Annotated in this window: 29 protein-coding genes, 1 tRNA gene, 1 riboswitch and 1 other annotated feature; of the genes, 26 read left to right on the forward strand and 4 right to left on the reverse strand. The window is 38.0% G+C overall.

The genetic code is table 11. From position 1 onward, the window contains the following. The first annotated feature begins 42 nt into the window (after positions 1–42). The 8 genes from ACMGGO_RS05595 (at position 43) to ACMGGO_RS05630 (ending at position 9182) form a co-directional block, all read left to right on the forward strand. Positions 43–708 carry a TetR/AcrR family transcriptional regulator gene (locus ACMGGO_RS05595; RefSeq protein ID WP_371824156.1) on the forward strand — a complete coding sequence of 222 codons (666 nt, stop codon included), beginning with the start codon at positions 43–45 and terminating at the stop codon, positions 706–708. A 14-nt stretch (positions 709–722) separates the two neighbouring features. Next, a complete protein-coding gene (locus ACMGGO_RS05600; RefSeq protein WP_004226413.1) occupies positions 723–1496 on the forward strand; it encodes an enoyl-CoA hydratase in 774 nt (257 codons plus the stop codon). Between the two features lie 114 nt (positions 1497–1610). Further along, positions 1611–2384 (forward strand): electron transfer flavoprotein subunit beta/FixA family protein, encoded by a 774-nt coding sequence (locus ACMGGO_RS05605; RefSeq protein ID WP_004226415.1) that lies wholly within the window; start codon positions 1611–1613, stop codon positions 2382–2384. 47 nt (positions 2385–2431) lie between these two features. Beyond that, complete coding sequence (locus ACMGGO_RS05610; protein WP_048393670.1) at positions 2432–3409, forward strand: electron transfer flavoprotein subunit alpha/FixB family protein; 978 nt, start codon at positions 2432–2434, stop codon at positions 3407–3409. A gap of 139 nt (positions 3410–3548) precedes the next feature. Continuing rightward, positions 3549–3782, forward strand: a binding site (T-box leader). Between the two features lie 91 nt (positions 3783–3873). Beyond that, a complete protein-coding gene (locus tag ACMGGO_RS05615; protein ID WP_284705897.1) occupies positions 3874–5190 on the forward strand; it encodes an amino acid permease in 1317 nt (438 codons plus the stop codon). Positions 5191–5311: 121 nt separating this feature from the next. Continuing rightward, complete coding sequence (gene trxA / locus ACMGGO_RS05620; RefSeq protein WP_004226420.1) at positions 5312–5623, forward strand: thioredoxin; 312 nt, start codon at positions 5312–5314, stop codon at positions 5621–5623. 123 nt (positions 5624–5746) lie between these two features. After that, entirely contained in the window at positions 5747–7537 is a 1791-nt protein-coding gene (uvrC, locus tag ACMGGO_RS05625; RefSeq protein WP_237898408.1) for an excinuclease ABC subunit UvrC, read from the forward strand. A gap of 107 nt (positions 7538–7644) precedes the next feature. After that, positions 7645–7822, forward strand: a riboswitch (Lysine riboswitch). Positions 7823–7955: 133 nt separating this feature from the next. Then, positions 7956–9182 carry an aspartate kinase gene (locus ACMGGO_RS05630; RefSeq protein ID WP_066037528.1) on the forward strand — a complete coding sequence of 409 codons (1227 nt, stop codon included), beginning with the start codon at positions 7956–7958 and terminating at the stop codon, positions 9180–9182. Between the two features lie 98 nt (positions 9183–9280). Here ACMGGO_RS05630 and ACMGGO_RS05635 read toward each other — a convergent pair whose 3' ends face one another. Then, positions 9281–9715: a YslB family protein gene (locus ACMGGO_RS05635; protein ID WP_315056444.1), complete on the reverse strand. Its 435-nt coding sequence runs from the start codon at positions 9713–9715 to the stop codon at positions 9281–9283. Positions 9716–9987: 272 nt separating this feature from the next. Between ACMGGO_RS05635 and ACMGGO_RS05640 the strand changes: the two genes are divergently transcribed. The 13 genes from ACMGGO_RS05640 (at position 9988) to ACMGGO_RS05700 (ending at position 20218) form a co-directional block, all read left to right on the forward strand. Continuing rightward, positions 9988–10596 (forward strand): succinate dehydrogenase cytochrome b558 subunit, encoded by a 609-nt coding sequence (locus ACMGGO_RS05640; protein WP_004226428.1) that lies wholly within the window; start codon positions 9988–9990, stop codon positions 10594–10596. A gap of 66 nt (positions 10597–10662) precedes the next feature. Next, positions 10663–12417 carry a succinate dehydrogenase flavoprotein subunit gene (sdhA, locus tag ACMGGO_RS05645; RefSeq protein ID WP_004226429.1) on the forward strand — a complete coding sequence of 585 codons (1755 nt, stop codon included), beginning with the start codon at positions 10663–10665 and terminating at the stop codon, positions 12415–12417. Between the two features lie 5 nt (positions 12418–12422). After that, positions 12423–13202, forward strand: coding sequence for a succinate dehydrogenase iron-sulfur subunit (sdhB, locus tag ACMGGO_RS05650; RefSeq protein WP_004226431.1), 780 nt, complete (start codon positions 12423–12425; stop codon positions 13200–13202). Between the two features lie 195 nt (positions 13203–13397). Beyond that, complete coding sequence (locus ACMGGO_RS05655) at positions 13398–13862, forward strand: acyl-CoA thioesterase (protein WP_066037526.1); 465 nt, start codon at positions 13398–13400, stop codon at positions 13860–13862. Between the two features lie 187 nt (positions 13863–14049). Continuing rightward, entirely contained in the window at positions 14050–14271 is a 222-nt protein-coding gene (locus tag ACMGGO_RS05660; protein WP_004226437.1) for a helix-turn-helix domain-containing protein, read from the forward strand. A gap of 74 nt (positions 14272–14345) precedes the next feature. Continuing rightward, positions 14346–14798, forward strand: a complete 453-nt coding sequence (locus ACMGGO_RS05665; protein WP_016991542.1) for a MarR family winged helix-turn-helix transcriptional regulator — start codon at positions 14346–14348, stop codon at positions 14796–14798. A gap of 10 nt (positions 14799–14808) precedes the next feature. Then, positions 14809–15606: a glutamate racemase gene (gene racE / locus ACMGGO_RS05670; RefSeq protein ID WP_004226440.1), complete on the forward strand. Its 798-nt coding sequence runs from the start codon at positions 14809–14811 to the stop codon at positions 15604–15606. A 132-nt stretch (positions 15607–15738) separates the two neighbouring features. After that, entirely contained in the window at positions 15739–16488 is a 750-nt protein-coding gene (rph, locus tag ACMGGO_RS05675; RefSeq protein WP_112116289.1) for a ribonuclease PH, read from the forward strand. 1 nt (position 16489) lies between these two features. Continuing rightward, positions 16490–17083, forward strand: coding sequence for an XTP/dITP diphosphatase (locus ACMGGO_RS05680; protein WP_004226443.1), 594 nt, complete (start codon positions 16490–16492; stop codon positions 17081–17083). A 12-nt stretch (positions 17084–17095) separates the two neighbouring features. After that, positions 17096–17599: a metallophosphoesterase gene (locus ACMGGO_RS05685; protein ID WP_009373890.1), complete on the forward strand. Its 504-nt coding sequence runs from the start codon at positions 17096–17098 to the stop codon at positions 17597–17599. A gap of 129 nt (positions 17600–17728) precedes the next feature. Further along, on the forward strand, positions 17729–19189 hold the full coding sequence (locus tag ACMGGO_RS05690; RefSeq protein WP_420281649.1) for a protein adenylyltransferase SelO: 1461 nt from the start codon (positions 17729–17731) through the stop codon (positions 19187–19189). Between the two features lie 109 nt (positions 19190–19298). Further along, positions 19299–19460, forward strand: coding sequence for a DUF2639 domain-containing protein (locus tag ACMGGO_RS05695; RefSeq protein ID WP_016991537.1), 162 nt, complete (start codon positions 19299–19301; stop codon positions 19458–19460). A gap of 59 nt (positions 19461–19519) precedes the next feature. Then, positions 19520–20218 carry a YqjF family protein gene (locus tag ACMGGO_RS05700; protein ID WP_315056490.1) on the forward strand — a complete coding sequence of 233 codons (699 nt, stop codon included), beginning with the start codon at positions 19520–19522 and terminating at the stop codon, positions 20216–20218. On the opposite strand, the gene ACMGGO_RS05705 is transcribed toward ACMGGO_RS05700, so the two are convergent. Beyond that, positions 20215–20865 (reverse strand): hypothetical protein, encoded by a 651-nt coding sequence (locus tag ACMGGO_RS05705; RefSeq protein WP_112116280.1) that lies wholly within the window; start codon positions 20863–20865, stop codon positions 20215–20217. The genes ACMGGO_RS05700 and ACMGGO_RS05705 overlap by 4 nt on opposite strands. A 95-nt stretch (positions 20866–20960) precedes the next feature. Continuing rightward, complete coding sequence (locus ACMGGO_RS05710; RefSeq protein ID WP_420281650.1) at positions 20961–21707, reverse strand: SDR family NAD(P)-dependent oxidoreductase; 747 nt, start codon at positions 21705–21707, stop codon at positions 20961–20963. 221 nt (positions 21708–21928) lie between these two features. Here ACMGGO_RS05710 and ACMGGO_RS05715 point away from each other — a divergent pair. From ACMGGO_RS05715 to ACMGGO_RS05725, 3 genes are all read left to right on the forward strand, one after another. Then, positions 21929–22002, forward strand: a tRNA-Arg gene (locus ACMGGO_RS05715). Between the two features lie 565 nt (positions 22003–22567). Continuing rightward, positions 22568–22915 (forward strand): hypothetical protein, encoded by a 348-nt coding sequence (locus ACMGGO_RS05720; protein WP_016995033.1) that lies wholly within the window; start codon positions 22568–22570, stop codon positions 22913–22915. Between the two features lie 121 nt (positions 22916–23036). After that, a complete protein-coding gene (locus tag ACMGGO_RS05725; RefSeq protein ID WP_269897611.1) occupies positions 23037–23168 on the forward strand; it encodes a hypothetical protein in 132 nt (43 codons plus the stop codon). A 228-nt stretch (positions 23169–23396) separates the two neighbouring features. Here ACMGGO_RS05725 and ACMGGO_RS05730 read toward each other — a convergent pair whose 3' ends face one another. After that, the gene (locus ACMGGO_RS05730; RefSeq protein WP_054549995.1) at positions 23397–23576 is read right to left on the reverse strand and encodes a hypothetical protein; all 180 of its coding nucleotides are present in this window, start codon (positions 23574–23576) and stop codon (positions 23397–23399) included. 273 nt (positions 23577–23849) lie between these two features. Here ACMGGO_RS05730 and ACMGGO_RS05735 point away from each other — a divergent pair, with 273 nt between their 5' ends. Continuing rightward, complete coding sequence (locus ACMGGO_RS05735) at positions 23850–24071, forward strand: hypothetical protein (RefSeq protein WP_279495644.1); 222 nt, start codon at positions 23850–23852, stop codon at positions 24069–24071. Between the two features lie 145 nt (positions 24072–24216). Then, entirely contained in the window at positions 24217–24738 is a 522-nt protein-coding gene (locus ACMGGO_RS05740; RefSeq protein ID WP_420281651.1) for a DinB family protein, read from the forward strand. The last annotated feature ends 218 nt before the right edge of the window (positions 24739–24956 follow it).

Below are 24956 nucleotides of genomic sequence, written 5' to 3' on the forward strand. Positions count from 1 at the left end.
GTATTGACAAGCAATGCTGTAAAATATAATATGAAAATATGAATGAATGACCATTCATATTTTCATATTTTTTTAGGTTTACACGTCATATCGACGTGCGCATGTTTTTTAGGTGGTGATATAAAAGTGAAACGAGATAAGCCAAAATATAAACAAATTATTGATGCAGCTGTCATCGTTATTGCGGAAAATGGGTATCACCAAGCGCAAGTATCGAAAATCGCCAAACAGGCAGGGGTGGCCGATGGAACAATCTATTTATATTTTAAAAATAAAGAAGATATATTAATTTCTGTCTTTAATGAAAAAATGGCTGTTTTTGTAGAGTCATTACAAGATATAATAGAAAAGGGGAGTACGTCTAAAGACAAACTTTCACGAATGATTGAAAATCATTTTAATGTTCTAGCGACAGATCGATACCTAGCAACTGTCACACAATTGGAGCTTCGCCAGTCAAACAAAGACTTACGATTAAAAATTAATTCCGTATTGCGCGAGTATTTACAGCTACTTGATCAAATTTTAATCGAGGGTATGCTTACAGGTGAGTTCAATCAGACGATGGATGTACGCTTGGCTCGACAAATGGTTTTTGGAACAATTGATGAAACTATTACGTCGTGGGTTATGAATGACTATCGATATGATTTGATGGAACAGGTTCCAAAGGTTCAGGCATTAATCCTGAACGGCATTAAAGCTTAAAAGGATGTGGAGAAATGGAATTTCTAAGTTGGAAAGTAGAAGATGGAGTAGCGATTATTACAATTGCACGTCCACCAGCAAATGCATTATCTCGCGGTATTATTGCAGAAGTTAACGCTGTGCTTGATGCTGTAGAACACGATGATGCTGTAAGAGTCCTTGTACTTCATGGTGAAGGCCGTTTCTTCTCTGCAGGGGCAGATATTAAAGAATTTATTGGGGTAGAATCTGGTGAGGAATTTACAAAGCTAGCTAGCAACGGGCAGCAGGTTTTTGAGCGTGTTGAATCGTTTTCTAAGCCTGTAATTGCAGCCATCCATGGTGCGGCATTAGGCGGAGGGCTTGAGTTAGCAATGAGCTGTCATATGCGATTTGTCACTGAATCAGCAAAATTAGGTTTACCTGAATTACAATTAGGGCTTATTCCTGGTTTTGGTGGTACACAGCGCTTACCACGCTATGTTGGAGTAGCAAAGGCTGCTGAAATGATGTTTACAAGTGAACCAATCTCTGGTAATGAAGCTGTTCAGTGGGGCTTAGCAAACCGTTCATTCTCAGACGAAGCATTGCTAGAAGAAACGTTAAAGATTGCTAAGAGCATTGCTAAGAAAAGCCCAATTGCTTTAAAAGCAGCTATTCAAACATTGCAATATGCAAAGCATGCATCATTCTATGAAGGCATTGAAGCAGAGGCTAAATCCTTTGGGACAGTATTTGTCACAGAAGATGCCAAAGAAGGAATTCAAGCATTCATTGAAAAGCGTGAGCCTGTGTTTACTGGCAAATAATTTTCCAAATGTCGATAGCAACGTTCAGTATGTTATCGGCGTTATCGAAACTGAAAATATATAATATTTATAAGTTTACTTAGAATTATAAAACGTTCCAGGAGGTATGGATATATGAACATTTTTGCATTAATTAAACGCACATTTGATACAGAAGAAAAAATCGTTGTGTCGGGTGGTAAAATCCAAGAGGACGGCGCAGAATTCATTATCAACCCTTATGATGAATATGCCATTGAAGAGGCAATCCAAGTTCGCGATGCTGCTGGTGGTAAGGTAACAGTCGTGACAATTGGTGGCGAGGATGCAGAGAAGCAATTACGTACAGCACTTGCTATGGGAGCAGACGAAGCAGTGCTTATTAATACAGAAGATGATTTAGATGAGCTGGACCAACATGCAGCAGCTTATCTACTAGCAGAATACTTAAAAGATAAAGATGCAGATTTAATTTTAACAGGAAATGTTGCGATTGATGGTGGTTCAGGGCAAGTTGGTCCACGTGTTGCTGATTTATTGGATATGAATTATGTAACTACGATTACAAAACTTGAAATTGACGGAACATCTGCGAAAATTGTTCGCGATATCGAAGGGGATTCAGAGGTAATTGAAACTTCTTTACCGTTATTAGTAACTGCTCAGCAAGGTTTAAATGAGCCTCGTTACCCATCTCTACCAGGTATTATGAAAGCGAAAAAGAAACCGCTTGCAGAGCTTGAGTTAGATGATTTAGATATCGATGAAGATGATGTAGAAGTGAAGATTGAAACAGTAGACATCTTCTTACCAGCTCAAAAAGCAGCAGGCCGTATTTTAGAAGGCGACCTTTCTGCACAAGCAAAAGAACTGGTAAATCTACTTCACACGGAAGCAAAAGTTGTTTAATTATTTGATGTCAATCGAATCTTAAAGGGTAACGGAGGGAATATGCTATGTCAAAAAAAGTATTAGTATTAAGTGAAGTTCGTGAAGGAAGCTTACGTAATGTTTCTTTCGAAGCAATAGCAGCTGCAAAACAAATCGCTGATGGTGGCGAAGTTGTTGGGGTACTTTTAGGGGATGCTGTAGCAGGTTTAACAGGTCCATTATTTGAATATGGTGCTGATCGAGTAGTAACAGTGGAACACCCGCATTTAAAACAATATACATCTGATGGCTATAGTCAAGCACTATTAGCTATTATCGAGCAAGAACAACCAGCAGGTATTGTCTTTGGTCATACAGCAAATGGGAAAGATTTATCGCCAAAAATTGCAAGCAAATTGCAAGCAGGTCTAGTATCTGATGTCACTGCTATTGAAGGTGCAGGCGATGATGTGGTATTCATCCGACCAATTTACTCTGGTAAAGCCTTTGAAAAAGTAAAAGTTAAAGAAGGCGTTGTCTTAGCTTCTATTCGTCCTAATAACATTACACCTTTAGAAAAAGCAGAAGGTAAAACAGGTGATGTGTCTGCCATCTCTGTAGAGATTACAAATCTGCGCACAATTATTAAAGAAGTTGTTCGTAAATCTTCAGAAGGTGTAGATCTTTCAGAAGCGAAAGTAGTTGTTGCAGGTGGTCGTGGCGTGAAGTCAGAAGAAGGCTTCGAGCCATTAAAAGAGCTAGCTGATTTACTAGGCGGTGCAGTAGGTGCATCACGTGGTGCATGTGACGCTGAATACTGTGATTACTCGCTTCAAATCGGACAAACAGGTAAGGTTGTAACACCAGATCTTTATATTGCAGCAGGTATTTCGGGCGCAATTCAGCATTTAGCTGGAATGTCCAATTCAAAAGTCATTGTTGCTATCAATAAAGATCCTGAAGCAAATATTTTCAAAGTAGCGGATTATGGTATCGTAGGAGATTTATTTGAAGTTATTCCGCTGCTAATTGAAGAATTTAAAGCATTAAAAGTGAATGCATAATACAGATGCAGGAAGGGATAACCCTTCCTGCTTTTTTATATTGCTTTCCATTTTAAAAAGTACTATTTGAAAATTATTGCAAAATAAAATATTGACATAATTAACGATAGACATTATAGTGATGGATACATTAATGATTTGAAACGCAAAGATTAGGAGTAGTAAAAGCTCGTTATTCGGTGTAGAGAGCTGCGGGTTGGTGCAACGCAGACCAATAAGACTTTGAACTTGCCTAGGAGTGGTAACACAAATAGAATTATCAGATTATTCTATTTGTTTGACGGTTAACCTTCGTTACAAGGTTTTTTAAGCTGGGTTCTCAAGAGCCAATTAGAGTGGTACCGCGGTTTGCTGATAGCATATCGTCTCTTCTTTCATTTGATGATGAAGGAATAGATGGTATGCTTTTTTGATATTTAGGAGGTAAGAAAGTGGAAAAAAACAAGCAACAATTAACAAGAACAATGACCTCGCGTCATATCACGATGATGGCGTTAGGTGGTGCCATTGGCGCGGGATTATTTAAAGGAAGTAGTGCAGCCATTGATATGGCAGGACCATCTGTGCTGATTGCGTATTTAATCGGCGGCATTATTTTATTATTTGTTATGCAAGGCTTAGCAGAAATGGCCGTGCGTAATAAAGAAGCAAGAACCTTTAGAGATTTAGTGCAATCCGTGTTAGGTAAATACCCTGCGTATTTCCTAGATTGGATCTACTGGAAAATGTGGGTTTTAAATATTGCAGCAGAGTCTGTCGTGGCTGCTATCTTTATTCAATATTGGTTACCAGAATATCCAATTTGGATACTGGCACTATCTGTTTCTGTGTTAGTAACAGCGATTAATTTATTATCCGTAAAAATCTTTGCAGAAACAGAATATTGGCTAGCATTAATCAAAATTACTGTTATTATTGTCTTTATCATTGCAGGACTTATTTTATTGCTTGTGACGTTTGGAAATCATAGTGCTGTTGGTTTTGCTAACTTAACGGAGCATGGTGGGTTCTTCCCTAATGGCTCGACGGGATTAATTGCTGCAATGCTTGTAGTTATCTACTCCTATGGAGGGACAGAAATCATCGGGATTACATTAGCTGAAACGAAAAATCCGGAAAAAGTAGTGCCAAAAGCTGTTCGCAGTACATTAGTACGTATTGTTACTTTTTATTTACTGCCATTCTTTATTATCGTAAGCTTGATTCCTTGGAATGAAGTAAATGGGGTTCCTGAAAGCCCGTTTGTCATGGTTTTTAAAATGGTTGGTATTCCAGGGGCAGACCATATTATGAACGCTGTTGTTTTACTTGCCATTATTTCATCAATGAATTCAGGACTGTATGGTTCATCACGCGTACTATATACACAGGCTGTAGATGGACGTGTGCCTAAAATCTTTGCTTATTTATCGAAACGAAAAGTACCAGTATATGCTATTTTAATGTGTACTTTAGCGATGTATTTAGGGGTCATTTTATCTTTATATGCGGGAAGCAAAACATTTGATTTTCTAATGGGATCACTTGGTTATACTGTGTTATTTATTTGGTTAATTATTGCGATTGCACATTTAAAATCACGTAAAAAACAAGCAGAACACACAAGTGCCTATGAAGTAAAATGGTTCCCTTATACGACTTGGATAGCTATATTGGCGTTAAGTGCGATTCTCATCGGAATTATTTTCACCACATCTATTATTGTGACAGGCATTACGTTAGCTATTTACCTTTTTATTACGTTAACCTATGTATTGAAGGGGCGTTATCAAGTCAATTAATGACTGTGTATTGATTTTTCGACACAGATTTGCATAAAAAATACATTGTAGGCAGATTGTTCGCTCAAGTGAATTTATCCATGCTATACTACAAGCATAGTAAGTTTAAGGAGGATTTCAAATGGCAATTGTACATGCAACAGATGCTACGTTCCAGGACGATATTAAAGAAGGGTTAGTACTAGTAGACTTTTGGGCTGCTTGGTGCGGACCATGTAAAATGATTGGGCCAGTTCTTGAAGAAATGGACGCAGCAGGTAGTGCGGCTAAAATTGTAAAAGTTGACGTTGACAATAACCAAGGTACTGCAGCTCAGTATCAAATTATGTCAATCCCATCTTTACTATTATTTAAAGATGGAGAATTAGTTGACAAAACAGTAGGCTTCCAACCAAAAGAAGCTTTAGAAGCATTTATCGCAAAACATGCGTAATGAATGAAGTTCACAAAGCCGAGCCATCAATTGATGTGTTCGGCTTTTTTTCGTTATATAATAAAGAAAATAACTAACATTATTCTAATGAGGGGAATTTTTACTTAGGGGGGCAGGTAGGTAATGAACGATTTAATAAAGCGAAAACTGGATATTTTACCAGATCAACCTGGCTGCTATTTGATGAAGGATCGACAAGGGACTATCATTTATGTCGGTAAAGCAAAAGTTCTAAAAAACCGTGTACGTTCTTATTTTACTGGAACACATGAAGGGAAAACGCAAAGGCTTGTAGGTGAAATAGAAGATTTTGAGTATATTGTAACGTCATCAAATATTGAAGCACTTATTTTAGAGCTGAATCTCATCAAATTACATGATCCAAAATATAATGTCATGTTAACGGATGATAAGACCTATCCATATTTAAAAATTACGAATGAAAAACATCCTCGTCTGATTACGACACGGAAGGTAAAAAAGGATAAGGCAAAATATTTTGGTCCTTATCCGAATGCCTATGCAGCAAGTGAAACGAAAAAGCTATTGGATCGATTGTATCCGCTGCGCAAATGTGTACAATTACCTTCCAAGGTTTGCTTGTACTATCACATGGGTCAATGCTTAGCACCTTGTGTGAAGGAAATTGATGGTCAGGTTTATCAAGAAATGATTGAGGATATGACGAAGTTTCTAAATGGTGGTGTGGAGGCAGTCAAAAAAGAGCTTGAAGTTAAAATGCTAGCAGCTGCAGAAAACCTAGAATTTGAGCGAGCGAAGGAATTCCGAGACCAAATTGCCCATATTGATACGGTTATGCAGAAACAAAAAATAGTTTCAAGTGATACTACAAATCGAGATGTATTTGGCTATGCTGTTGAAAAAGGATGGATGTGTGTTCAGGTTTTCTTTGTGCGTCAAGGAAAGCTGATTGAGCGCGATGTCTCAATTTTTCCCATCTATCAAGATGCAGAGGAAGAATTTTTAACATTTGTTGGGCGCTTTTATGAAAAGCCAGAGCATATTAAGCCAAAAGAAATTTTTATTCCACAAGCCATTGATGCAGCTATCTTAACAGAATTATTAGAAATTAAAGTGCTCACACCGAAAAGAGGTCAAAAGAAGGAATTGGTTGAATTAGCTACCAAAAATGCTGAAATTGCTGTGGCAGCTAAATTCCAGCTAATAGAGCGTCAGGAAGAACGTACGATTGGTGCTTGTGAGGCACTTGGTGAAGCAATGGGCATTAGTACACCTTTACGAATTGAAGCTTTTGATAATAGTCATATGCATGGAACGGATGCAGTATCTGCTATGGTTGTTTTCATTGATGGGAAGCCTGCGAAAAAGGAGTACCGAAAATATAAAACGCGTACAGCAGCCAAGCATGATGATTACGGTGCAATGCAGGAGGTTATACGTCGTCGCTATATACGTGTTTTAAAGGAAGGACTACCATTACCAGATTTAGTCTTAATTGATGGTGGTAAGGGACAAATGGAAGTAGCCCGTGAAGTACTAGAAGATGAGCTTGGTCTTGTTATACCGATTGCTGGTTTAGCCAAGGATGATAAGCATAATACATCTCAGCTCTTGTTTGGTGATCCACCAGAAGTGATTAGCTTAAAACGTACAAGTGATGGCTTTTATTTATTACAACGAATTCAAGACGAAGTCCATCGCTTTGCTATTACCTTCTTGCGTCAACAGCATGAGAAGCATGCCATTCAATCTGTATTAGATCATATTGAAGGGGTAGGACCAAAACGAAAGCAACAGCTGCTTAAACATTTCGGTTCAGTCAAAAAAATTCGAGAGGCGAGCGAGCTAGCATTACAGGAGGCTGGGATGCCCGCTAATTTAGCAAGCCAAATTTTTAGCTATTTTCAGCAACAATCATTGTCAAAGGAATAGGCATGTGCTATGGTTATAAATAACATTGTTTTCAATGTTATGGAGAGCCAACTGCGTGACTAGTTTGTTTACGCTAAGGCTTAATGAATTGAATACATTCACTTTAAAGTGATGATAGAGGTGCAAGATTCAAGAGTAACACGATGGAGGATGGACAAGTCCAGAGATATTGTGTGAAAGGGGAGCTTGCCGAAGTACAGTATTGTTGTTCCATTGCTGTACTGGTTTTGCATTTAAGAAATGTAAGACTGTCGATTCTAAACGTTTCGGAGAGCTATCACACATGCGCAAGTTACGATTATTGTACATGTTATAGGCAGCTTTCACGTTATGTGGAGGCTGCCTTTTAGTTTTCTAGAAACGGTTTTACCCCCCATAATTTGGTGAAATACATGAACTGGAAGGGAGAACGAAAGAAATGGCTAAAATCGTGATGAAGTTTGGAGGAGCTGCATTAGCTTCTACTGAACAAATCCAAGAGGCTGCTAGGAAAGCGATTGCTGAAAAGGACAAAGGATTGGATGTAGTAGTGGTCGTTGCAGCAATGGGACACACTGCGAAAGAGATGAAAATGATGGTACACCAACTAACTGACGATGTGTCGAAAAGAGAATTAGATGCAGTTTTGTCAACTGGCTCTCAATTATCTAGTGCTTTATTTACCATCGCTTTGCAGGAAGCAGGCTATGAGGCTGTGTCTCTAACTGGATGGCAAGCTGGTATACATACGGATGGTATGTATCGACATGCTCGTATCGACTATATAGATATTAGTCGTATGGAAGAACATTTTGCACAGGGACAAATTGTGGTTATTGCTGGAGAACAAGGGATTGACGAAGTGCACAATATCACCACGCTTGGAAAAGGTGGAGCTGAAACAGCTGCTGTTGCACTTGCCATAGCATTGGAAGCGGAGAGAGTAGATATGTATACAAATGTGGATGGTGTTTATACAGCAGATCCACGATATGTTCCCAATGCCCAAAAGCTTCAAGAAATTTCCTATGATGAAATGTTGGAATTATCGAATTTAGGGTCTCATATCATACATCCTCGTGCGGTGGAGTTAGCGAAGAAATTTCAAATGCCTGTTATTATACGTTCAAGTTTAATAGAATCAGTAGGCACTTTATTGAAGGAGGAAGTGGAAATGGAAAAAAATTTAGTCGTTCGTGGTGTTGCATTTGAATCAGATATTATTCGTTTAACAGTAGGGTATGATGCTTTTTCCAATGCTTCATTAGCAGATATATTTACGGTTCTTGCAGAGAACCGTATTAATGTAGATATTATTGTCCAAGCCATTATTGATGGGTTGAAGCCAACTGTATCGTTTTCCATTTTAAAAGAGGAATTTGCGGAAGCATTACGTGTTTTAGAGGATAGTAAATTATCACTTGGATTTAGTTTTGCTGACTTCGAAATTGGACTAGCAAAAGTTTCTATTATTGGTTCAGGCATGGCTTCCAATCCAGGCGTTGCTGCTCGTATGTTTGATCGGTTACGTCGTGAAAATATCCCTGTAAAAATGGTTAGTACTTCTGAAATAAAAGTGTCCGTTGTTGTACCACAGGATGATATGATCCAAGCAGCTAATGCTCTCCATGATGAGTTTAATTTAGAGCAAGCACTTTACATATAATAATAGAAGAAACAGCATTTTATGTAATTGACCGAAATAAAAGGAAGAAAAAAGAAGGATTGTCATCCCATTCTTTAATGGGAAACAATCCTTTTTAATTATTCTGAGGGAATGGTATTCATAATACGTTCTTTAACGTCCCATTTGACTGTAAACATGACGTATTGTTGCTTTTCCCGTTTTTCATTATAGCATTCTGTCAGGTAGCCTTTAGCTAGTTGAATTTGCTCTGCTATAAATCCTGCTTCAAGTTTAAAGCTACGCTGCTTTATTTGAAGAATTTCAGGGTCATTTGTCAAATGGAAAATACGTCCATCTTTTGATTCCTTTATGAGTTCTAATGTACCCCAGCAGGCATCTGCGAAAAATGCGATAAGTTCATCTTGACTTTTACATGGGAACTTGCGAGCAAGCTCTTTACCTGCCCAATAAAGGACGTCATCTTCATGTTTACCGAGTATAGAAGATAGAATATGATCACGAATGATCTCATAGCCAAATGATGAGATTGTAGGAGATGGAGTGTTTAACATTGTTATCCTTCTTTCTTAGAATTTTCTTAAAATTTAACGGTAATAAAGTAATGATAGATTTTTCGAGAAAAAACGACGCATCATGTACTAGATTAGTTCTTTAATAAGCTCTATGAAAAACTCCGAGTTGCCTTGACGCTCGTAGCTCTTGAGAGTACAATAAACATGTCATAATATTGTACCATGATGAAATACACAGTCAATGAAGTATCATTTACAAAATGATGACTTCTTTTGTTGTGCTATTTTAAGTACTAAGGGGGGTAACAGTCTTGTCGAAAGATCGAGAGTTTTTATGGCGTCGCTTACATTCTCTACTTGGGATCATTCCAGTAGGTCTGTTTTTAACGATGCACCTGTTCATTAACTTTACAGCAACAGGCGGGGCAGAAAGTTACAACGATGCTACCGCAGTAATGGAAAAGATTCCATTCCTTATCCTAGTTGAATGGATTGTCATCTATATTCCATTAATGTTCCACGCATTCTATGGTGTCTACATTGCATTCACTGCTACACCAAACACAGGACGTTTCAGCACGTACCGTAACTGGATGTTCTCTTTACAACGTTTTACTGGTGTATTCTTAGTGATATTTATTGCATGGCATATTTTCCAAACTCGTATTCAAAAAGCACTTGGCACACACGTTGATTACGACATGATGGCGAATATTGTTGCTAATCCATTCATGCTTGGATTCTACATTGTTGGTATTTTATCAGCAACTTTCCACTTATCTAACGGTTTATGGGCATTCCTAGTAAGCTGGGGTATTACACAATCTCCTCAGTCTCAAAAGATCGCTACTTACGTAACAAACATTCTTTTCGTAATTCTAAGTGTAGTTGGTGTGGCTGCTATTTTAGCTTTCGTATAATTCAATAGAAGCTACGATAGAGCACATGCAATCATTGCAATTTTTTAAGAGGAGTGAGAAATAATCATGGCGAAAAGCAAAATAATTGTTGTCGGCGGTGGTCTTGCCGGTCTGATGGCAACGATTAAAGCAGCTGAAGTTGGTACTGAAGTTGATTTATTCTCATTAGTTCCTGTAAAACGCTCACACTCTGTTTGTGCGCAAGGCGGAATTAATGGTGCGGTAAATACTAAAGGTGAAGGGGATTCTCCATGGATCCACTTTGATGATACAGTTTATGGTGGGGACTTCCTAGCGAACCAACCACCAGTTAAAGGTATGTGTGATGCAGCACCTGGCATTATCCACTTAATGGACCGTATGGGTGTTATGTTCAACCGTACACCAGAAGGACTTTTAGATTTCCGTCGTTTTGGTGGTACTTTAATGCACCGTACAGCTTTCTCTGGTGCAACAACAGGTCAACAATTACTATATGCGCTAGATGAGCAAGTTCGTTCTCATGAAGTAGCTGGTTTAGTAAATAAATATGAACACTGGGAATTCCTTGGTGTTATTATCGATGAAGACGGCGTTTGTCGTGGTATCGTAGCGCAAGATATGCGTACAGAAGAAATTAAATCATTCCGTGCAGACGCTGTTATTATGGCGACTGGTGGCCCTGGTATTATCTTCGGTAAAACAACAAACTCTGTTATTAACACAGGTTCTGCTGCTTCTATCGTTTATCAACAAGGTGCTTCATATGCGAATGGTGAATTCATTCAAATTCACCCAACAGCGATTCCTGGAGATGACAAAAACCGTCTAATGTCAGAATCAGCTCGTGGTGAAGGTGGTCGTATTTGGACTTATAAAGACGGTAAACCTTGGTACTTCCTAGAAGAGAAATACCCAGCTTATGGTAACTTAGTACCACGTGATATTGCGACACGTGAAATTTTCGACGTTTGTGTAAACCAAAAACTTGGTATCAATGGCGAAAACATGGTATACCTAGATCTTTCACATAAAGATCCACATGAATTGGACGTTAAACTTGGTGGTATCATCGAAATCTACGAAAAATTCGTAGGGGATGACCCACGTAAATTACCAATGAAAATTTTCCCAGCAGTTCACTATTCAATGGGTGGATTATGGGTTGACTACAATCAAATGACTGAAATTCCTGGTCTATTTGCAGCAGGTGAATGTGATTACTCTCAACATGGTGCAAACCGTCTTGGTGCAAACTCATTATTATCTGCTATCTACGGTGGTATGGTTGCAGGACCAAACGCAGTAGACTATGTAAAACACCTTAAAAAGCATGCTGAAGATCTTCCACAAGAGATTTACGATGCTCGTGTAAAAGAGGAACAAGCGAAATGGGATGCTATCATGAAAATGGAAGGCACAGAAAACGCTTACTTACTGCATAAAGAGCTTGGTGAAATGATGACTGCTACAATGACTGTAGTACGTTACAATGATCAGCTTGAAGATACATTGAAAAAACTTGATGAGCTTACTGAGCGTTGGAACAACATCAACATCAATGATACGCAAAAATGGAGCAATCAAGGCGCACACTTTACACGTCAGCTTAAAAATATGTTAGTGCTTGCAAAAGTAATGACAAAAGGTGCACTATTACGTAATGAATCTCGTGGTGCACACTATAAACCTGATTTCCCTAACCGTGATGATGAGAACTTCTTAAAAACAACAATGGCGAAGTTTGACCCAGCTACTGGTAATCCAATCATCACGTACCAAGAAGTCGACGTTTCATTAATCCCACCACGTAAACGCGACTACTCTGCGAAAGGAGACTAAAAGTTATGCAAATCGCAGCTAATACTGGAAGAATGGTCAAAGTGGAAATCTTACGTCAAGATACACAAGGCGGCAATAGCTACTGGCAAAAATTCCAAGTGCCTTACCGTCATGGTATGAACGTAATTTCAATTTTAATGGAAATTCAAAAAAATCCTGTTACTGAAGATGGTGTAAACACATCACCAGTATCATGGGATATGAACTGTTTAGAAGAAGTTTGTGGTGCATGTTCAATGGTGATCAATGGCCGTCCACGTCAATCATGTTCTACACTAGTAGACCAATTGACAGAGCCGATTAAATTGGAGCCGATGAAAACATTCCCTGTTATTCGTGACCTACAAGTTGACCGTGAACGTATGTTCAACGCACTTAAAAAAGTTAAAGCATGGGTACCAATCGATGGTACGTATGATTTAGGTGAAGGTCCACGTATGCCAGAAGGTAAACGTCAATGGGCTTATGAACTATCTAAATGTATGACTTGTGGTGTATGTATGGAAGCATGTCCAAACGTGTCTGAAAAAGCTTCATTCATCGGACCAGCTCCATTATCACAAGTACGTCTTTTCAACACTCACCCAACTGGTGCTATGATTAAAGATGAACGTTTAAATGCGATTATGGGTGATGGTGGCCTTGCAAACTGTGGTAACTCTCAAAACTGTGTTGCTGCATGTCCAAAAGGTATTCCTTTAACAACATCCATCGCTTCATTAAACCGTGCAACTACAGTGCAAATGTTCCGTAACTTCTTCGGTTCTGACCACTACGTAGACTAATATACGGACAAGCTGAACTCCCTTACACGAAGTGTAAGGGAGTTTTTTATAGTTATAGAAATGAAATTTATCAAGTTGTTTATTTACATTTTTTCTATGATAATATAGCATTTTCTTTTATAATGAATATGTATTCATTTTGTTTGCCGTTGATTGATAAAAGACGTGCAATTACATGACAGGGGATGGTATATCATGAAGGCAAATTATATCGATAATTTTCAAGAGTGGGAAAAAGGTTTTTCATTTTTTAGCGAGGTACGAGTGCGATTTTCAGAAACAGACATGTATGGTCATATGAACAATACGATTAGCTTTACATATTTTGAGCAAGCAAGAATTGATTACTTCAGACATTTAGGAATTTTAATGCCCCCAGTTGGAGAAGAGAATGTGAAATCTATACCTATTGTAGCCGATTTACAATGCGATTATGTAAAGCAGGTATTCTTTGATGACGTACTACGAATCTATACAAAAATCGCGCAAGTTGGGAATTCGTCGATGGACATTCACTATCTAGCAAAAAATCAAAAGGACGAAATCTGTTTCACTGGTCGTGGGACAATTGTACAAATGGATCCTCGTACAGGTAAAAGTGTGCCGATTTCAGAGGAAGAAAAAACGAAATTCATTCAGTTGGCCATTCTGCCTCACTAGTTCAACATATAAGTATATGTGAATTTATTGAAATAGTAGGTTTTGCTTTTTACGTAAAATTTATGAATGTAACAATGTAATTTTCGAAATTTTTAAGGAAACATGGAATAATCATGCAAATAGCCGTCACCGCTTCCTGCCCCTTAACATAAGTTACAATACGTGCGGGGGAGGAGGGTGTAACTGAATGAATGGCTCTCATCATCGTTCTCTTTTAACAAACCGAGAACGTGAAATATTTGCGCTTTTATTAGCTGAAAAAACAACGAGAGATATTGCAGAGCAGCTTGGTATTAGTGAAAAAACAGTGCGAAATCACATTTCCAATACAATTCAAAAGCTAGGTGTAACGAATCGATCTCAGGCGTTAATTGAGCTGTTACGCTTGGAAGAATTTAAATTAGACTAATGGACACTTGCTATTTCGTGAAAAAAACGACAAAATAGAACTATTCAACGTATTTTTAGGAGTGAAATAGTTATATGTCGGATGAAGTAACAAAGCACTCACCTGAAACCGTTGCAACGGTTGAAAAGGAATTACGCTATATAGCGGCCATCGTGAAACAAAAGGGAAGAGAAATTGTTTCCGATTATGCGATTACGCCGCCACAATTTGTTGCATTACAGTGGTTAGAAGAGCTTGGTGATATTACAATTGGCGAATTATCAAACCGTTTATATTTAGCTTTTAGCACGACAACAGATTTAGTGGACCGAATGGAGAAAAATGAATTAGTCAAGCGTGTGCGTGATGAAAATGATCGCCGTGTCGTTGTCGTTCATCTTCTCGAAAAGGGCGAACGTATCATTCAAGAAGTTATTGAAAAAAGACAGCAATATTTGCAAGAGATGCTTGTTGGTTTTAATGAACAAGAAGTCGCGCAATTATCAAGCTATTTAGAAAAACTACATGTACACATGAAACAGGATTGAGGCGGAAAGTATGAATGCCCCGATAGGCGTTATTGACTCAGGAGTAGGCGGTTTAACCGTAGCAAAAGAAATCATGAAGCGATTGCCAAACGAAACGATTTATTATATTGGCGATACAGCAAGGTGTCCGTATGGTCCAAGAAGTCGTCAGGAAGTACGGAATTTTACTTGGCAAATGGCAAAAGCACTCGAAAAAATGAATGTTAAGATGCTCGTTATAGCTTGTAATACAGCGACTGCAGTAGCACTCGAAAGTTTACAAAGAAATATGCCTTTTCCAGTACTAGGTGTTATCAATGCTGGCGCACGTGCAGCTGTAAAAAAAACGAAGCGACATGAAGTCGTTGTGCTTGCAACAGAAGGAACAATTAAAAGTGGGGCGTATGAAGAAGCCTTATTGTCACTTAATACGTCAACACATATTATTCCACTAGCTTGTCCCACATTCGTACCACTTGTAGAAAGTGGCGAATATAAAGGTGACTTTGCAAATAATTTAATAGCAGAAGGCTTAAAGCCGTTGAAAAATCGACAATTTGATACGGTTATTTTAGGGTGTACACATTATCCTATTTTACAAAAACAAATTGAAGCTGTTGTCGGAGAAGATGTGAATGTTTTATCTTCTGCGGAGGAAACAGCAAAGGATGTACAGGAAATGTTAGCGTATAATGGCACTTTAGCAAATGCAAATGCGGTGCCTGCTCATAGATTTTTTGCAACTGGTTCTGTCCCAATTTTCCGTTCGATTGCTGAGAATTGGTTAGAGCAAGGTACTCTCGACATAAAACGTATCACATTAAAATAAAAAATCAGCTTAGCAACAGGCTAGGCTGATTTTTGCCGTTTTCAGCATTGTACATAAGCCACCGAGTACTTTTTTGATGGCACAAATTATGATAAGATGAGGGCGCGAAAGTTTTTAGGAGGAACGAAATATATGACAAGATATGATGGTAGAAATGCAGATGGGCTACGACCTGTGAAAATAGATAGTGAGTATCTATTACACCCTGAAGGCTCCGTATTAATTCAAGTAGGCAATACAAAAGTAATTTGCACCGCAACGATTGAAGACAAGGTACCTGGTTTTCTACGTGGGCAAGGGAAAGGGTGGATTACAGCCGAGTATTCCATGCTGCCTCGTGCAACCGCTCAACGTACACCACGTGAATCCTCTCGTGGGAAAGTCAATGGTCGTACAATGGAGATTCAGCGCTTGATTGGGCGTGCATTGCGTGCTGTAGTCGATTTAGAGGCGCTAGGCGAACGTACTGTATGGATTGACTGTGATGTCATTCAAGCGGATGGCGGTACTCGTACAGCATCCATTACGGGAGCATTTGTTGCCATGACACAGGCCATTGCTAAATTTGCTGAAGAAAAGCCATTTGAAAAATTCCCAGTAACAGACTTTTTAGCAGCTACAAGTGTTGGGATCGTTGAAGAACAAGGCGCTATTCTTGATTTAAATTATGTAGAAGATGTGGCTGCAGCTGTTGATATGAACATTGTGATGACAGGCGCAGGACGATTTGTTGAATTACAAGGTACTGGTGAGGAAGCTACTTTTTCTCGTGAAGAACTAAATGAATTGTTAGCATTAGGTGAAAAAGGCATACAACAATTAGTTGAGCTTCAAAAAATAACGCTTGGTGAACTGGCACACAAAGTTGGAGGGAATCAATAATATGAAACAAGTAGTCATCGCCACAAAAAATAAAGGAAAAGCAAAAGATTTTGAAGCATTATTTGGACCACTTGGTTATGAAGTCGTAACAATGTTTGAAGTGGCACCAGATATGGAAATAGAAGAAACAGGAACAACATTTGAAGAAAATGCCATCTTAAAAGCAGAAGCATTGGCGAAGGAGCTTAATACCATTGTTATTGCAGATGACAGTGGTTTAGCAGTAGATGCATTAAATGGTGAGCCAGGTGTGTACTCCGCTCGCTATGCTGGTGACCATGACGATGAAGCAAACATGATTAAACTGTTAGAAAATTTACAAGGTGTCGAAGATGACAAACGTACAGCACGTTTTTGCTGCTGTATTGCAATTGCAGGACCTGATTTCGCAACAACAACGGTATTTGGTACATGTGAAGGCGTCATTGCCCATGAAAAGCGTGGAACGAATGGCTTTGGCTATGATCCAATCTTTTTTGTGCCAAGCTTAAATCGAATGATGGCTGAGCTTTCACCAGAGGAAAAGGGTTCTATTTCTCACCGAGGCAATGCAATTCGCAAGTTAAAGGAGCAATTACCGAATCTTATCAAATAAGAGGTGATATCCATGAAAATGCTTGTTATGAGCGATACACATGGTGACAGCCATGTCATCGAAAAGGTTAAAGGTTTTTATCCTGAAATAGATATTGTGGTTCATTGTGGAGATAGTGAACTTCCCTATTCACATGAGGCATTAGAAGGATTGAAAAAAGTACGTGGAAACTGTGATCGTGAGAAGGCTTTCCCTGAAGAAGAAATGTTCATGGTTCATGATGTAAAGATTTTTGTGACACACGGTCATTTATTCAATGTGAAAAATTCCATCTTATCATTATCCTATCGTGCTAAAGAAGTAGGTGCACAGATCGTTTGCTTTGGTCATTCACATATTCTTGGTGCCGAAATGATGGATGATATCCTATTTTTAAATCCAGGCAGCTTATTAAAACCACGTGGTCGTAAAGAGAAAAGCTTTGCTGTTGTGGAAATCAATGCGACATCTTTTAAAGTTGATTGCATGACAGATGATAATCAATGTATGGCTACATATACATTTGATCGACAATAATAGAGAAAATCCGCATAACTAGTAAAGTATGCGGATTTTTATTTGGGCTACTGATAATGGTAAAATTGCCTATGAATGATTCATGCTGAAATAGCAAAAATAAATCGTAAAGGCAATAAAGGAGAAAACATGAAAAAAACAATTGGCTGGCATTTTGATAATAGTTACCTTCAACTACCAAGTATTTTTTATTCCGACATATCGTTAAATCCTGTTCGTTTACCAAAATTGATCTTATTAAATGAATCAGTTGCAGCCTCACTTGGGTTAGACATTCAGGCTTTAAAGAGTGAGGAAGCATTAGCCGTTTTAGCTGGTAATACAATCCCAGAAGGTGGCGAACCGATTGCACAGGCTTACGCAGGGCATCAATTTGGTCATTTTAATATGCTAGGTGATGGTAGGGCTCTATTATATGGGGAGCAAATCACACCCCAAAAGGAACGGTATGATATTGCTCTAAAAGGATCAGGTAGAACACCTTATTCTCGGGGTGGAGATGGGCGAGCCGCATTAGGTCCAATGCTAAGGGAGTATATTATTAGTGAAGCGATGTTTGCACTAGGGATTCCAACTTCACGTAGTCTAGCAGTAGTCACTACAGGTGAAATGATTATTCGAGAAACGGAACTACCAGGCGCTATTGTCACAAGAGTTGCAAGTAGTCATTTGCGGGTAGGGACATTTCAATATGCTGCGCAATGGGGGACAGATGAGGAGCTACAGCTTTTAGCTGATTATGCAATAGAACGGCATTACTCAGCTAATATTGGCAATCAAAATCGTTATCTTTATTTGTTAAATGAAGTCATAAAGAAACAAGCCTCCCTTATAGCAAAGTGGCAGTTAGTGGGCTTTATTCATGGCGTCATGAACACCGATAATATGACCATTAGCGGTGAAACCATTGATTATGGTCCTTGTGCATTCATGGACATCTATGATCCTGCGACTGTGTTTAGCTCGATTGATCACCAAGGACGCTATGCTTATGGAAATCAGCCCAATATCGGTGGCTGGAATTTAACGCGCTTAGCAGAGTCCTTACTACCTTTAATTGATGATGATCAAGAAAAGGCCATTCAACTGGCACAAGAAACGCTAAAACAGTATCCAAAATTATATGTAGAAAATTGGTTGAAAGGAATGCGTGCAAAGCTAGGCATTTTTAATGAGGAGCAAGAAGACATCCAGCTTGTTGAAGAGCTTCTTCAGCTTATGCAGCAATATCAAGCAGATTATACGAATACATTTATCGCCTTATCGTTTGAGCAATTGGAGGATTCCCCATTATTTAACGCACCAGCTTTTAAGGACTGGTATCACAAATGGCAAGCTCGATTAGCAAGACAGCAGCAAAACAAAGACATGTCACAACAATTAATGCGCCAACATAATCCAGCTGTTATTCCGCGTAACCACAGGGTAGAAGAAGCTTTGGAAGCGGCTGTAGAACAAGGCGATTATAGTGTGATGAACAACCTACTAAAAGTCCTAGCTCAGCCTTATGCTCATGCGAAAGAACAACAAGAATACGCTTCATTACCTGAACACACTAATCAACCATATCGTACGTTTTGTGGCACATAAGTAAAAAACGAGAGTTATTTATTCTCTCGTTTTTTATTTGTATAAAGGCACTCTACCGTATTCAAACGCATATTCTATGTATGAATAAAAATAAAGGAGAATAGGGTCGGTGCATAAGTATTCAAAGGGTTGGTTTGTCAAAGTTTTACGTGCTCATGGAATAATGGTTCATCCTCAATTTAAAAGTCATTTAGGCTTATATAAAGAATCTGAATTACGAAACTTATATTATCGTTATGTCGAAATAGAGTCTGCTGAGCAAAATCAATAGACCGTTTGTTTGAAGAACTCCTTTCTAGGAAAAACTAGTGATTAGAAAGGAGTTTTACTATGTGGATGATGACTCAAACATGGCAAGATGTTCTATTTTTACATTGGCCGATAGCCCCTCAAGAACTTGAAAAACATGTACCTAAAGAACTGAAGCTCGATCTCTTTGAACAAAATGCCTGGCTTAGTGTTGTCCTTTTTAAAGTTTATCGACATCGGCTACGCTTTCTACCACCTCTTCCTGGGATGAATACCTATTTACAATTGAATGTCCGAACATATGTGGAGTATAACGGCATGAAAGGCATCTATTTTTTTCATTTAGATGTGACGAATTATTTCTTATCAAAAATTACGGCAATAGGTAGCTTGCCATATCGCCATTCCAACATCCTAGTAAAACAAAGAGGGAATCACTATTCATACACAAGCCATTACAAAGCATGTGACGAAAGATTGAGGGTTATTTATACAATAGGAGACAAGACCAATACTAATTTTGACCGATGGATTGTAGAGCGCTACCATTCATGGGCGAAATGGAAGGATACACTTTTTCGCATTGATATTCACCACTCCCCATGGGAATTAAAAAGAGCCAACGTAACGATTGAAAGCAATACATTAGCCTCTTTTATGAAGGGGAAACTTCAGGGCATGCAGCCTCGTGCTCATTATGCTAAAAACAAAACAGCGAGAGTTTTTCCTCCAGCAGTTGAGCATAAAATGATCATAAATCCATCAAGATTTTTGCATTAAAAGAGGTAACAAAATTGCATAACGATGGCGCTGGCTATCATATCTGACATCGCAAGTGCCTCTGCTTCAATTTCATCAAATACCTCTACATCAGCCTGATAATCTTTTTGTATCATCGTGACAGCTTCATTTTTCGTTAAAGCTAAATGCGTATAAAACATTTTTTGTACGGCCTCTCTACTTAGGTATGGATTGATTGTATGCAAAAAGAAAGCAATATCATCTGCATTACGATACCATTCCCTCTCTTTAGCTTCCGCTGTGGTAGCGTCACCTTTCGCAGCAGCTGTCACTAATTGAGCCGCAATTACCAGATGCTCTTTAATTAAAGCTGCATAACGATCCGCCACGGAGTCACCATAAAAGGGGCGTAAACAATTCCCTAAATCGGTTGCATTGCGTAGCAAACGCTGCTGCACAAAGGGTAAATCAGGCAAATTAAACACAATGCTTATAATAGTCATCCGTGTCCAATTCACATGCTCCATCCAAAGTAAGCGGTTCATAGCCATAAAGTCTGCTTCGCCTTTACTAATACAGCGTCGGTAATCATTTGACTGTAAAAAGTGACGAATCGGAGCCGTATACTGCGTATAGGGAGCATGATACAGCTGGCTTAATGAAAAACCATTTGAATAGGGGTACAAGGCTTCACTCCTTCTTGTTCTTTCTCCTACAGTAGCATACTCTAAGGAATCTCGGAGTATGAAGAACAAGAAAGAAAAGAAGAGAGACGACAAAATTACGCTTCATACATCATTTTCTTCGTCATGCCACCATCAACTGTAAGATTAATACCTGTCACAAAGTTATTGATCGGGTTTGTTAAATAGAGACAAGCCTGTGCAATATCTTCAGGCAGACCAACCCTTCCTGACAAATGCTGCGCATGATCGATTGGCCGTAGTGCCTCATAATCACCTGTTTCAATCCATCCAGGTGAAATACAATTCACTGTAATTTGATCTGGCCCTAAAGATCGCGCTAAAGCATGTGTTAACGCTATGATACCACCCTTTGTAGCCGCATAAGCTTCTGTATGAGGCTCTGACATTTCAGCTCGCGTTGAGGCCAGCGAAACAATGGAACCACCCTTTGCATTATGCCGCATCACTTTTGCAGCCTCCCTGGCACAGAAAAAGGTACCCGTTAAATTCGTCTGCAACAAATCCTGCCACTCATCAAACGTCACCTCATAGGGAGATTGATGCTGGAACTTCCCAGCATTATTAATTAAAATATGAATGGTCCCATATTGCTCAACAGCTCGCTGCATTAAATTGATGATATCCTGTTCCTTTGTCACATTCGTTGGCACAAATAATGCAGAGTAGCCTTGAGCAAGCATATCCTGTTCTAACTGTTGACCTAAGCCTGCATTCAAATCAGCAATCACCACTTTTGCACCTAGTTGTGCATATGCAAGCGTAATACCCTTACCAATCCCTTGTGCACCACCTGTGACCATAACGACTAAATCTTTAAACATCCACAAACCTCCTACTTTTTTATCGCCAATAGTGTAGCAAATATTTTGCTATCCGTCCTGTTAAGAGGGTGAAGAAATGGTATAATGGATGCTGTAGCAACATATGATAAAATATATGAGGGAAACCTTGCCTGCATAGTAAAATTAATGTTGACATTATGCTATAAAGTACATATAATAAATATTGTCCTTCCTATGGAATACATAAGAAACGACATCATGTCTCAGTAGCTCAGCTGGATAGAGCAACGGCCTTCTAAGCCGTCGGTCGGGGGTTCGAATCCCTCCTGGGACGTCAATAACAAATCAAAGGTTAATTTTTAACCAAATTAAAAAGCGCTTGAAACCTTATCAATATTAGGTTTTAAGCGTTTTTTGTTTATATAGATAATTTTAATAACCGCAGAATAACATATAAAAAATAAATTAGGTAAACAAAATTGTAAACATGGTGAGCAAAAAAATTAAGAAGAATAAACATTAATCGCTATTTCTTCATCTCGTTCTTCCATTTCTTTTAATACGTGTGGATAGTGATCAAGTGTTGTTTTTTAATATCTATCGCGTATCATTGAAATCAAAGAGGTACATGCTTTAGTATTAAAGCTACGTTTGGTAATGATAGGCCAACCTTGATTCAAAAGATTAAACAAGAGCTTAGTCAGAAGAAGTTGAACACAATCATAAATTTATTGCCTATTATTTTTGAAGTAAACAAATATTTTTTTGGTTGAATTTATTCGAAAAGAGGTTGTTGAAATAATGTCAGAGTTACTTCAATTGAATTTTATTATTGTAATTAAACTATAATTGGAGTACAATTAAGATGTAATTAAAATACAATTATAGGGGTGGATGTAATGAAATTTCAAAAGATGTACTCTGCTGAAGAATTTGCAGATCAAGTGGGTGAAAAAGTAGCCAATATTCGGGCTTTCAGATTATTTGCTAGGGAATTTAATTTAATTCAAAACCATGAGTTATTGACTGAGGCCTTTTTACCAGCATGGGATATTGCTCAAAAACTACACTATGAAAATAACGTAAAGTGGGAAAATGCTATGAAACATGGTCTTAGTGAAGTGTTTGGAGTAACTGTAGATCAAAGTTCATCAGAAAAAGAATCAGCTACAACTAATAATATTGATGAAAAACTTGATGAAATAATAGTTTATTTAAAAAGAATAGTTACTGCTTTAGAAAAATAACTTTAAAGACGAATATACTTTCAGCCTTCCACAATCATCTGTGGAGGGTCATTTTTATACAACAAGACCTAAGCTATGCACTGTTCCGAGCAGTGCTATTTTTATTGATGAGGTGGTTCACATGGAGCAACAAATGGGAAGATTAGAAAATGACATGACCGATGTGAAAATACGGCTTGCTGTTGCTGAATCAAATATTAAGGAAATTCGCAAAGATATAGGCGGAATAAAGATAATACAACTTGGATATTAAGGCTGCTTATTGACGGTCTTGTAAGTGCAAGATTGGCTTTGATTATTAAAGGAGTACTGATGTAATATGAAAATTAACTGGAAAGTAAGTTTGCATCATAAACAATTTTGGGTGACATTAATCGCATTATTTCCTGTGCTCGCTAAACAAAGCGAAAGATAGAAGCACAATAAAAGACCACTCCATTATTGGGTGGTCAAAATAGATAAAATAATAATCATTCTTACATTATAATGAAGTTGACTTACCTTTTTTCTCATCCATAATAAGGTCTTCTTCACGTTGTGGGCGTGGGGCTTCAGTATATTCTTTGCGCCCATTAGGTTTTTTTGGGTCTACTCCACTAGCAAATGCTTGTTTTGTTGGCTCGTCTGTTGCAAATTCTGTATTTTTTTTGTCTCGTTTCATGTCGACACCTCCTCAAGATATTATTTATCTTATCCAATAAAATATCCCTTGTTTATTTCTATTTCATCCTTAAAATTTCAGATCACCCCAAGACTATGTAAGGTAAATTTAGTAGGAAATTTCTGATGTTTGGATTTTATATAAAATAATTGATTATTTAGAAATAAATGAATTCAATAAGGTTAATTATGGAGCATTTATATATATTATGGTAAAATAAACCAAAGAAAACATTTTAGAAAAGTACCGGCGCTTTGATTGGAGGTTGAACAGGTGGATGAGAAGAAGAAGGGGAAATTACAAATCCTCGTAATAATTTTAATGATATTACTTTTGGTTGCAACGTTTGTTTTATTTTTCGTAGGTAAATATATGGTGGCATTTATTTTATTTGGAATTTTTATGCTGATTTTGAATTTTATTAGTAGTTGGAAAAACCTGGATAATGCAGATTACGTTTATAGAAAAATCCATAAGGGTAACCAGAAATGGTAATTACCAGATTTCAGCCTTAGAAATGTTGCTATATTTATGTTACTTTTAGTGCTTATTTGGATATGTGAAAAGAGTAAAGAAGGAATCCTCACTTTATATGAAGAAATTGTGAGTTATAATATTCAACAACTACGGAGGTGCTTTTTTGCAAACATTTTTTAAATATAATTGGCTAGTTCGGGAAGATTGGTTTCGTTGGTGTGAAGAGTTGACTGAAGAAGAACTTTTGCAAAACCGAACTGGTGGAGTGGGCAGTATATTACACACACTTTTCCATATCATTGATGTTGAATGGAGTTGGATTCGTCTATTACAAGGGAAAACAGATTTTCAGGAGAGCTTTAATGAATATAATAGCTTGGAAAAGGTTCGTAAATTGGAAGCTGCATTTCATTTAGAAGTAGAAAGCTTTGTAAATCAATGGGAAGAAAGTATGGAAGAGCGTATACTTCATAATCCGATGGCAGATGGCAGGATTGAAACGCATACATGGGGTGAGATCATTCGTCATACCATTGCACATGAAATTCACCATATAGGACAACTATCAATTTGGGCAAGGGAGATGGGGAGAGCGCCTGTTTCAGCGAATCTAATCAGACGAGGTCTTTCTTCATCATTGAAAAATTCAGTAGGTGCTCAAATAAATATAGAAACGTCTAAATAGTGTTCCAGAAAATCTTCCAATTCATTTGAAATGGAAGATTTTTTGATGCCCAAATAAGAGAAATTGCGAGGTAAATTTCATATAGATATTTAAAGAACCAACCATCTCTATTATGGCGTAAAATACCCAGTAAACATTAGTTAAAAACTAATGTTTACTGGGTATTTTTTGGACAATATATAGGTTAATTAGAAATATTTATATGAAGAATAGCTAAC

Source organism: Lysinibacillus sp. BNK-21, from assembly GCF_048684915.1.
In the GTDB taxonomy this organism is placed as follows: domain Bacteria; phylum Bacillota; class Bacilli; order Bacillales_A; family Planococcaceae; genus Lysinibacillus; species Lysinibacillus capsici.

Coding starts and splice junctions, on each gene's coding strand:
- trxA (WP_004226420.1), top strand. CDS start 5,312: ATGGCAATTGTACATGCAACAGATGCTACGTTCCAGGACGATATTAAA.
- ACMGGO_RS05730 (WP_054549995.1), bottom strand. CDS start 23,576: ATGAAACGAGACAAAAAAAATACAGAATTTGCAACAGACGAGCCAACA.
- ACMGGO_RS05655 (WP_066037526.1), top strand. CDS start 13,398: ATGAAGGCAAATTATATCGATAATTTTCAAGAGTGGGAAAAAGGTTTT.
- sdhB (WP_004226431.1), top strand. CDS start 12,423: ATGCAAATCGCAGCTAATACTGGAAGAATGGTCAAAGTGGAAATCTTA.
- ACMGGO_RS05615 (WP_284705897.1), top strand. CDS start 3,874: ATGACCTCGCGTCATATCACGATGATGGCGTTAGGTGGTGCCATTGGC.
- ACMGGO_RS05700 (WP_315056490.1), top strand. CDS start 19,520: ATGTGGATGATGACTCAAACATGGCAAGATGTTCTATTTTTACATTGG.
- ACMGGO_RS05725 (WP_269897611.1), top strand. CDS start 23,037: ATGGAGCAACAAATGGGAAGATTAGAAAATGACATGACCGATGTGAAA.
- ACMGGO_RS05610 (WP_048393670.1), top strand. CDS start 2,432: ATGTCAAAAAAAGTATTAGTATTAAGTGAAGTTCGTGAAGGAAGCTTA.
- racE (WP_004226440.1), top strand. CDS start 14,809: ATGAATGCCCCGATAGGCGTTATTGACTCAGGAGTAGGCGGTTTAACC.
- uvrC (WP_237898408.1), top strand. CDS start 5,747: ATGAACGATTTAATAAAGCGAAAACTGGATATTTTACCAGATCAACCT.
- rph (WP_112116289.1), top strand. CDS start 15,739: ATGACAAGATATGATGGTAGAAATGCAGATGGGCTACGACCTGTGAAA.
- ACMGGO_RS05630 (WP_066037528.1), top strand. CDS start 7,956: ATGGCTAAAATCGTGATGAAGTTTGGAGGAGCTGCATTAGCTTCTACT.
- ACMGGO_RS05660 (WP_004226437.1), top strand. CDS start 14,050: ATGAATGGCTCTCATCATCGTTCTCTTTTAACAAACCGAGAACGTGAA.
- ACMGGO_RS05720 (WP_016995033.1), top strand. CDS start 22,568: ATGAAATTTCAAAAGATGTACTCTGCTGAAGAATTTGCAGATCAAGTG.
- ACMGGO_RS05635 (WP_315056444.1), bottom strand. CDS start 9,715: ATGTTAAACACTCCATCTCCTACAATCTCATCATTTGGCTATGAGATC.
- ACMGGO_RS05680 (WP_004226443.1), top strand. CDS start 16,490: ATGAAACAAGTAGTCATCGCCACAAAAAATAAAGGAAAAGCAAAAGAT.
- ACMGGO_RS05605 (WP_004226415.1), top strand. CDS start 1,611: ATGAACATTTTTGCATTAATTAAACGCACATTTGATACAGAAGAAAAA.
- ACMGGO_RS05665 (WP_016991542.1), top strand. CDS start 14,346: ATGTCGGATGAAGTAACAAAGCACTCACCTGAAACCGTTGCAACGGTT.
- sdhA (WP_004226429.1), top strand. CDS start 10,663: ATGGCGAAAAGCAAAATAATTGTTGTCGGCGGTGGTCTTGCCGGTCTG.
- ACMGGO_RS05600 (WP_004226413.1), top strand. CDS start 723: ATGGAATTTCTAAGTTGGAAAGTAGAAGATGGAGTAGCGATTATTACA.
- ACMGGO_RS05595 (WP_371824156.1), top strand. CDS start 43: ATGAATGACCATTCATATTTTCATATTTTTTTAGGTTTACACGTCATA.
- ACMGGO_RS05685 (WP_009373890.1), top strand. CDS start 17,096: ATGAAAATGCTTGTTATGAGCGATACACATGGTGACAGCCATGTCATC.
- ACMGGO_RS05690 (WP_420281649.1), top strand. CDS start 17,729: ATGAAAAAAACAATTGGCTGGCATTTTGATAATAGTTACCTTCAACTA.
- ACMGGO_RS05710 (WP_420281650.1), bottom strand. CDS start 21,707: ATGTTTAAAGATTTAGTCGTTATGGTCACAGGTGGTGCACAAGGGATT.